The sequence below is a fragment of the Paenarthrobacter sp. 2TAF44 genome (genome assembly GCF_052114885.1).
Taxonomy (GTDB): domain Bacteria; phylum Actinomycetota; class Actinomycetes; order Actinomycetales; family Micrococcaceae; genus Arthrobacter.
Genome location: NZ_JBFRFP010000049.1, coordinates 1 through 6693 on the forward strand (window position 1 = coordinate 1; position 6693 = coordinate 6693).

The 6693-nt window shown below is 60.4% G+C and carries 5 protein-coding genes; 2 read left to right on the forward strand and 3 right to left on the reverse strand.

Going from position 1 to position 6693, the window contains the following annotated elements; all coding sequences use genetic code 11:
• The first annotated feature begins 267 nt into the window (after positions 1–267).
• Positions 268–1803 (forward strand): APC family permease, encoded by a 1536-nt coding sequence (locus AB4Z15_RS24835; protein ID WP_442019389.1) that lies wholly within the window; start codon positions 268–270, stop codon positions 1801–1803.
• Positions 1804–2052: 249 nt separating this feature from the next.
• On the opposite strand, the gene AB4Z15_RS24840 is transcribed toward AB4Z15_RS24835, so the two are convergent.
• From AB4Z15_RS24840 to AB4Z15_RS24850, 3 genes are all read right to left on the reverse strand, one after another.
• Entirely contained in the window at positions 2053–3729 is a 1677-nt protein-coding gene (locus AB4Z15_RS24840) for a thiamine pyrophosphate-binding protein (RefSeq protein WP_442019390.1), read from the reverse strand.
• The gene (locus AB4Z15_RS24845) at positions 3726–4517 is read right to left on the reverse strand and encodes a cyclase family protein (RefSeq protein ID WP_442019391.1); all 792 of its coding nucleotides are present in this window, start codon (positions 4515–4517) and stop codon (positions 3726–3728) included. The genes AB4Z15_RS24840 and AB4Z15_RS24845 overlap by 4 nt, the downstream gene beginning before the upstream one ends.
• A 156-nt stretch (positions 4518–4673) precedes the next feature.
• Positions 4674–5804: a tyramine oxidase subunit B gene (locus tag AB4Z15_RS24850; protein ID WP_442019392.1), complete on the reverse strand. Its 1131-nt coding sequence runs from the start codon at positions 5802–5804 to the stop codon at positions 4674–4676.
• A 129-nt stretch (positions 5805–5933) separates the two neighbouring features.
• Between AB4Z15_RS24850 and AB4Z15_RS24855 the strand changes: the two genes are divergently transcribed.
• A partial coding sequence (locus AB4Z15_RS24855; protein ID WP_442019393.1) for an FAD-dependent oxidoreductase occupies positions 5934–6693 on the forward strand: 760 nt, incomplete at its 3' end.

Below are 6693 nucleotides of genomic sequence, written 5' to 3' on the forward strand. Positions count from 1 at the left end.
CGAACATGTGAACACCGTCCTGGTCGCGAAGGAATGCCGGGAAGACGTCCGGTGCGTAGCGACTTGGATCGTTCGGCGCGAACCACGTCAACGCGATGTCTGCGACTTTTACGACGTCGCGTAGCTGCGGTCGCAACTGCGCCGCCCACAATCCGGTCGTCACAAGAAAACATTTTGGGAAAACAGTGGAAACACCACGGGTCATTCTCTACGCTATGGTTCATCGAGTGATGAAAATAACGTGATTTCCCCACCTTTGGAGGCACCATGACTGACCCGAGTCCGAGCCAAGAGGCTTCTGCGCACAACCCTGTTTCAACCATGCCCCCCTCTTCCTCTTCCTCTGCCAAACCGATCGAGCGCAGGCGTTTGCATGGTTCTCTTGGGACCGGAGCGATTGTGTTGATGGTGCTGGCGGCCGCCGCGCCGCTGTCGGTCATAGGCGGTCAAGTGCCGCTGGGATTCATGATGGGGAACGGGGTGGGGGTGCCCAGCATGTTCGTGCTGGCTGCCGCTATCCTTTTGTTGTTTGCGGTGGGCTTCACACACATGACGAAGTTCATCCCCAAAACGGGGGCGTTCTTCATTTACATATCGTTTGGCCTTGCCAAGCCGCTGGGGCTAGCCGCGGCGTACCTTTCCATTTTCAGTTATCTCTGCATTGAAGTGGGGCTGGTGGGGTATCTCGGTTCTGCTGCCAGCGAGAGCATTCGATCAGTCGGCGGACCGGAAATACCGTGGTGGTTCTTCGCTTTGGGTGCCCTTGCCGTGGTAGCCACCGTCGGACTGCGCAATATTGATCTCAGCTCCAAGGTGCTGGCCGTCCTGCTTGTCGCGGAAATCGCGATCGTGTTGATTATTGTTTTTGCCATCATTGTGACGGGGGGAGACTCCGGCCTGAGCGCTGCATCATTTGAACCCAGCCACGTACTCTCTGGTTCTCCATCGCTGGGTCTGATGTTTGCTCTAGCCGCATTCCTGGGCTTTGAGTCGACAGCGATTTTCCGGGATGAAGCCAAGCAGCCGAACAAGACGATTCCTCGTGCCACGTACTTAGCTGTGATTTTGGTGGGTCTGTTCTACACACTCAGTTCCTGGGCCATGGTGGTGGCTTGGGGCCCCGACAATATCGTGACGATGGCCACTCAATACCCAGCGACGTTGATCATGGAAACGGCCAATCGTTACTTGGGCCCAGTGGCTGTAGTCATCATCAACGTATTGCTTTTCACCAGCGTCATCGCCGCTAGTCTTTCGTTCCATAACGTAGTAACCAGATACCTTCACTCCTTAGGTAGCCACGGGTTCCTCCCCAGATCGATTTCGGAAGTCGACAATCGCCATAACTCTCCGCGACTGGCATCTCTCCTTACAAGTGGCGTTGCTCTGACTGCGATACTGCTAGCGGGGCTCTTTGGTCTGGACGGAGCAACTCAGGTGCTCGCCTGGACGTCCGGGATGGCTACGTTCGGAATCGCCTTCCTGATGGCGGTTACGGCGCTTGCCGTCGTCGTTTTCTTCCTCCGAACACGTTTGGACCGGAATATATGGAAGACCCTCATCGCTCCCGTCCTGGGCTTTGCGGGGTTGGCAATCACCGCCTACCTGATTGTGTCCAACTTCCCCCTGCTTGTGGGAGATATCGGTGCTGACGGAACTCCCCAGTTTGGTTCCACTTCCGCGCTCCTCCTCCTTTTGCTCGTCCCCATGCCCCTGTTTGGCCTGTGTCAAGCCTTGTGGATGCGACGGAGGAACAGAAGTCTCTACGCCGCTATAACCAACGTCGAAGACGATGCCGTCTAGTCACGGGAAGTGATTACTTCCCAATACACATACCTGTCACAGTAAGAAGCAAAAGGACCTCCCTCGCCTGTGCCGGAGCCCTAACGGGCTCGCACGGCGGGGGAGGTCCTTGATATTTTTCCGCAGGTGCCCGTTTGCGTGATGTGGATTCCAGGCTGAAACGCTCACGAAAAGCACAAGTCAGGCCGTCCCGGATTCCCGAGACGGCCTGATCTGTGACGTATTCGTCATTGGGGGGGAGCCCCGCATTCAGTGGCCTTGGAATGCTTCGGCCAGCCACCACGAGCCGCCGTCGGAGGCGATTTTCGCGTCGATGACCAGCGGCCGGTCCTGTGTCCCGGCCTCGTAGGCCGCGACCCAGGGGCGCACAGTTTCCAGGTCTGCCGCGGTCCGTACGGTCACGCCTTCGGCTCCGAATCCGCGGGCTATGGCGGCGATGTCGGTGTCGGGGAACACGACGCTGGAGAGCTCGGCTTCGGGGTGTTTGGACGCGAAGTGGTGGACTTCGGCGCCGTAGGCTGCGTCGTTGTAGACGATGCACACCAGGGGCAGTTTGAGCCGGGCGGCTGTTTCGAGTTCGCTGATGCCCATGAGGAAGCCGCCGTCTCCTGCGCCCAGGACCGGAAGGCGGTGTGGTTGGGCGAGGGCGGCCCCGATGGCTGTGTAGAGGCCCAGTCCGATTGCCTGAAACGCCTGGCTGAAACAGAACCCGAACTCGTCCGGTACCGCGAGGTATTGGCTGGGGTAGCCCATGAAGTTGCCTGAGTCCACGGCCACGATCCGTTCCGCCGGGAGCAGGGTGTCGAGTTCACGGGTGAGGACGCGGGGATCGATGGACGTTTCCGTGGACAGGTCCTCGGTGTCCACGTCCCGCCACCTGGAACCCTGTTTGATGGCCAGGGCGTTGGCTTCGGTGCGGTACTTTTCAACCGGCTCCGGGTGCTCGGACTGCAAGGAGCGCAGGGCATCGGCAGCCGTCAAGGCCGAATCACCCAGCAACCCGAGGGTAATAGGGCGGTTGGCGCCGAGTGCGGAATCCTCGACGTCGATTTGCGCTACTTTGGTGCCGGCGGAGATCAGGCGCCCGTGCCGCATGGTCCACATGTTCAGCGCGCATCCCCACCCCACTATGAGGTCCGCGCCGCTGATGAGCTCGGCCGTCAACGGTGAGGAGAAACCGCCGGAAATTCCGAGGTTGTGGGAGTCGCCGTTGAACAGCCCGCTCGCCACAGCGGACGTTGCCACCAGCGCGCCCGCGTGCCGGGCCAGTTCCAGGATCTCCTCGCGTGCGCCCCTGCCGCCGCGTCCGGCGACGAACACGGGCCGTTCCGCGGCGGAAATGAGCGCCACCAGTTGCTCAACGGCGGCCGCGTCCGGGCGAACCTTCAACGGTTCAGGCACGACGACGGCACTCACCTCGTCCGCCGAACTGGCATCTTGGACATCCAGCGGCAGGCTCAGGACCACCGTGCGGCGCTCGTTCACCGCCGTCCGGAAGGCCCTCACGGTGTCCGCTACAGCGGTGGCGGGGGAGTGGATGCGTTCGGCCACGGCTCCCACGCTTCTGGCCAGCCCGTCCTGGTCGATCTTGAAGTTGGACCTGATGGCGGCGGCCTGGGTATCGGCGGTCAGCACAATCATGGGGGTGCGGCTCTTGGCTGCCTCGCCGATTCCGGTGATGGCGTTGCTCAGCCCGCAACCCTGATGGGTGGTCACCACTCCCACCTTGCCGGACATCCGAGAGTACGCATCCGCCATGGTGGCAGCACCGCCCTCGTGCCGGGCCGCGGTGAAAGGAATGCCTTCGGCCATGAGGGTGCCGGTGACATCGAAATTACCGGAGCCCACCACCCCAAAAACGTGTCCGACGCCGAGCTTCGCCAGCGTCCTGCCCACCAGTGTGGAAACCCGTACCTGCTCGCTCATGCTTTCTCCACCGCATCTTTTTCAACCAGTGCGTACACGCGGCTGGGACTTCCCGTGCCGCCAACAATGGGCAACGGCGCCACCACCAATGTGGCGCCCGTGACGGGGAGCCGGTCCACGTTCCGCAACGAGGTCACACCATACTTGTCCGCGCCCAGAAGGAAGGAGTGCACGGGGAACATTGGATCCAAGGAACCCGCCTGGCCGGCGTCGATGCCCACGGTCTCAACACCGAAACCGCTGATCGAGGCGTTCCCGGCAAGCCACTTGGCACCCGCGGCTGAGACCCCGGGAGTGTGGGGACCGGCGTCGTCCGCGTTACCGAAGGCCTCAGCGTCCGCGCCGCGGGCCGCCCAACCGGTGCGGAAAATGATCCAGCAATTCTCCGGGAAAGCGCCGTGCGTCTCCTGCCACTGCTCAAAGTGTTCCGGTTCCAACAGGAAGTCAGGGTCCGCGGAAACCTCGGCGGCCTTATCGATCACCGCGACGGGTCCCACCAGGCGGTGCGGCTCGATCTGGTCCACTGACTTACCGTCCTTGCCCGTGATCCAGTGGACCGGAGCATCCAGGTGCGTGCCGGCGTGTTCGCCCACGGTGACGTCGTTCCACGCCCAAGCCGGTCCGGCGTCGTCGAAATTACTCACCGGCGAGACGGACAAACCCACCGTATTCGCGAACGGCTGGGGCAGGTTCAGGATGGGGGTCTCGGAACTCAGGGGCGTGGTGAGATCGATGATTTCCACCGAACCACTCGAAATGGCTGCAGTGAGCCCGGCCAGAACAGACATTGTTCTCCTATCGCTTGCTTTTCATAAAGATGGGTTTAGAAAATGAGTCGCTTGTGCTTGTTACGCGTGTGCCGAACTGTGCGGGGCTGGTGGGAGTGGAGCGCGCCTGGGCCTCGTAGTCGTGGGGAGGCTAACTCGAGGGGAGTTTCACGGATCTTAGGTTAGAACTGGCTTATCCCAGAGCATGAGCGTCGTGCCGATTCCTCGTTCAAGGGCGGTCCGGTACACAACACTTGCCCACGCTACGTCTTCAACGGGCATCCCGCCGATAGCAAGCAGGATGATCTCTTCGTCCGAGACCCGACCCGCTTCTCGACCTGCTGCAATACTTCCGAGGTCCCCTATAGAACTCCGATCCATGCGGCCGGCTGCGATCAGATCATTCCAGAACACGCCCAAGATGCCGACGATGTCGTGCGCGGGTGCGCCAAGTTCTTCTGCGTAGCTTTCGTACATACGCGAGCTGTCAGCGACGTTGCGCGCTCTCTTCAGCACGAAGTCAGGGTCCAGGTTGATTGTCGCTGGCAGACATATCAGGGCTCCGGGCTTTATCCACCGTTCCTCGATGAATGTGTAGTTCTCCGCGCCGGCAGCGGTTGAGGTTGCGACGCTCACGATGTCGGATTCCCGTACCGCAGCTTCGGCGCTGTCGACGATGCCAATTTTGAGGTGCGGGAATCGTTCGACTGCCCGGTCGACAAATGCCTGCGTTGAGCCTGCGCTACGGCCGAACACCTTGACTATTTCGAGGCTTGGACGCGCTACCACGAAGGCCTCCAGTGAAGTCGAGTTCATCACCCCGGGGCCTATCATCCCGAGGACCCGCGCATTCTCAACCGCTAGCAGGCGGGCACCAACACCGGGGATCGCTCCGGTGCGGTACGCACTCAGAAGGTTCGCCGACATCACAGCCAATGGCGCGCCGGATTCTTTATCGGACAGTGTGTACATGTGAATGGACCGGGGCCAACCTCGCTCCCGATTTGCGACGTTCGAGCCATACCATTTCGCCCCAATCGCATCGAAACTTCCCCCCAAGTAGGCGGGCATCGCCATGAACCTGCGATCCGGTCCTGCCAGTGGCATGTTCGGAAATTCAGAGGTTTCGGGGAAGTCGAGAAAGACTCCGTGGGAGTTGCGGTTGGCTCCGCCCATGATGTAGTCGCCCACACCAAGAGCGGAGAACATTTCGACCATGGTGTCCACGCAGGACGCCATGTCGGTAACACCGGCGGCCACCATGTCCTGCTCATTGAGGTACAGAAAATCTATGCGTTGATCAGTCATGTTTCCTCCAGTTGGGATCAAGGCTTGTTATTTTTCATCGCTTGATGAACCATAGCGTAGACCGAGGAACACAAAGTTTCTACGGGTTCGCTGATTTACCCGCGATCTTGTGAGGATATGGAGTTGGGAATGAACGAGGATTTCGATGTAGCGGTGATCGGTTTGGGCTCCGTGGGCTCTATGGCGATGTGGCAGCTATGCACAGATACTGACCTGAAGGTTGTCGGCATAGAGCAATGGGGGGTGGGGCATGCCTATGGTTCCTACGCCGGCGAATCCCGGGTTTTCCGCGCCGCTTACCACGAGGGCTGGCGTTATGTCCCCTTGCTCCTCCGCTCCAGGGAACTGTGGCTGGACCTTGAAAAGAAGACGGGGCGGCATCTGTTTCTTGACGGTGGGATGTTGGCCGTGGACACCCCCGGGCATGCCCCCTATGAAACAACTCTCGAGAGCATCCGTCGGTTCAATCTCCCGCATCGTTTTTTCAGCACCACCGAGCTTCGGAAGACGTATCCACAACACATAGTTACCGACGGGACGGAAGCAGTGCTTGACCTACTAGGGGGCGGCATACGATCGGAAGTTGCTGTGCTGGCCGGAGTTCAAGCCGCAATAGCAGCTGGCGGGACGGTCATTGACGGCGAAGGGGTTCTGGGCATAGAGGAGCAGGGGGAAACGATCGTCATTCGGCTCGCTACGCGGACTCTCCGTGTCGCGCAGGTGGTTGTGACGACCGGATCGTGGGCGGCGCAGTTGCGACCGCAGCTACGCGACGTCGTAAAAGTCGCAGACATCGCGTTGACGTGGTTCGCGCCGAACGATCCAAGTCGCTACGCACCGGACGTCTTCCCGGCATTCCTTCGCGACCAGGACGGTGTTCACATGTTCG